Genomic DNA, 1,933 nt, shown 5'->3' on the forward strand with positions numbered 1-1,933 from the left:
TCGGCAGGTCATTGATCGATGCGACCCGGCGGCGCATAAGCCCGGCGGTATCGAATTCCCACAGTTCATTGCCGTAAGACCGGAACCATCGACCCGCATCATCATGCCATTCATAGGCAAAACGGACAGCCATGCGGTTATTGCGGAAACCCCAGAGTTTCTTGATCAGGCGGTATTCGTGCTCTACGTTCCATTTGCGTGTCAGGAAGGCCACGATCTCATCGCGTCAGGCCATCGGACGATCCTGGGGCGGATTGACTACAAAGATCCATGCCATTTGCGATGCCCTGAGTAACCCGGTGGAGATTGACATCACATCGGGAAAGAATGCGGATACCAACCGGGCGGAACCGATGCTGGAAAACATGGACCCAGATGCCTTCCTTGTCGACAGGGCGCATGATGCAGACAGGTTGATCGACCGATCGACAGAGCGCGGGATTACCCCGGTCATACCGCCAAAACGCAATAGAACGATGCAGCGGGCAACCGCTTCGCTTCAATCATTATCCTTCTTGACTGACGACACGCCGTAGAAGGTATTTCGTCAACCTTCATCTGAATTCCGCGTCAAAAGCATGCTTGGTAGGCTCAGGACCCATTGATATGATTGCGGAAATCTGATTCAGCCTCTGTGAGGAGACTGAAGATGAGTGACCTGTATTGGTTGACGGAGGAGCAGATGGATCGTCTGCGGCCCTTTTTCCCGAAGAGCCATGGCAAACCTCGCGTTGATGATCGTCGTGTGTTGAGCGGGATCATTTTCGTGAACAGAAATGGTCTGCGCTGGCGTGATGCGCCCCGGGAATACGGTCCACACAAGACGCTCTACAACCGCTGGAAGCGCTGGAGCGCTATGGGGGTATTCATCCGCATGATGGAGGGACTGGCTACTGGCAAGGCAGAGTCTCAGACAATCATGATTGATGCGACCTATCTCAAGGCACATCGCACGGCTTCGAGCCTGCGGTTAAAAAAGGGGGCTCAGGCCGTTTGATCGGGCGGACCAAAGGCGGGATGAATACGAAGCTGCATGCTGTCACCGACCGGAACGGACGTCCGCTCGGTGACAGCAGGTCAGATCAGTGATTATACTGGTGCCGCTGCCCTTCTGGACAGTCTGCCACCAGCCGAATGGATGCTGGCAGACCGGGGCTATGACGCTGACTGGTTCAGAGAGGCCCTGGAGGAGAAAGGGATCAAACCCTGTATTCCTGGTCGAAAATCTCGTGCAAAACCGGTCAAATACGACAAACGGAAATACAAAAGACGCCACCGTATCGAGATCATGTTCGGCAGGCTCAAGGACTGGAGACGGGTCGCAACACGCTATGACAGATGCCCGACCGTCTTCTTCTCGGCAGTCTGCCTCGCCGCAACCGTCTTGTTCTGGCTATGAGTCCTGAGCCTAGTCACCTGGAACTGAAGTTCGGTTCATTGTTTTGTGACAAAAGCGTTTCACCGAGGCGAGGATCTGGTCGGCTGATTTGACCCACCGATACGGCCTTGGATTTTCGTTATGTGCGTCGATAAAAGTTATGATGTCGGCTTCGAGTGCAGTTGTTGACCGATGCACGCCGCGTTGGAGTTGCTTGCGCGTCAGTTCGGCGAACCAGCGCTCGACCTGATTGATCCAGGAAGCCGAGGTGGGCGTGAAGTGAACATGCCAATGCGGGCGGCGCGCGAGCCACGTCTTGATCGTGGTCGTTTTATGTGTGGCGTAGTTATCCATCACGAGATGAACATCCAGGTCATCAGGGAGCTCGGTGTCGATACGTTTCAGGAAGTCCAGAAATTCCGCGGCACGATGACGTTTGTAGCATTTGCCGATTACCGCACCCGTTGCGATGTCGAGGGCTGCAAACAGCGACGTCGTGCCATTCCGGAGATGTCAGGTTGTGAGACGTCATTGGCGTATTCGAGGATTTCATCG

At 54.7% G+C, this 1,933-nt stretch carries 1 protein-coding gene and 3 pseudogenes; 2 read left to right on the top strand and 2 right to left on the bottom strand.

Annotation, left to right across the window (positions count from 1 at the left end; translation table 11 throughout):
* Positions 1-226 (bottom strand): annotated as a pseudogene (locus B7449_RS24420) (DUF1348 family protein); the annotation flags it as partial.
* On the opposite strand from B7449_RS24420, the gene B7449_RS24425 reads away from it, so the two are divergent.
* Both B7449_RS24425 and B7449_RS17090 read left to right on the top strand, forming a co-directional pair.
* Positions 132-536, top strand: coding sequence for a transposase (locus B7449_RS24425; protein WP_082084931.1), 405 nt, complete (start codon positions 132-134; stop codon positions 534-536). The pseudogene B7449_RS24420 and the gene B7449_RS24425 overlap by 95 nt on opposite strands.
* Positions 537-649: 113 nt before the next feature.
* A pseudogene (locus B7449_RS17090) lies at positions 650-1,399 on the top strand (IS5 family transposase).
* A gap of 9 nt (positions 1,400-1,408) precedes the next feature.
* On the opposite strand, the pseudogene B7449_RS17095 reads toward B7449_RS17090, so the two are convergent.
* A pseudogene (locus B7449_RS17095) lies at positions 1,409-1,891 on the bottom strand (IS630 family transposase); the annotation flags it as partial.
* Positions 1,892-1,933: the final 42 nt, after the last annotated feature.

The organism is Komagataeibacter intermedius TF2 (genome assembly GCF_000964425.1).
Lineage (GTDB): Bacteria > Pseudomonadota > Alphaproteobacteria > Acetobacterales > Acetobacteraceae > Komagataeibacter > Komagataeibacter intermedius.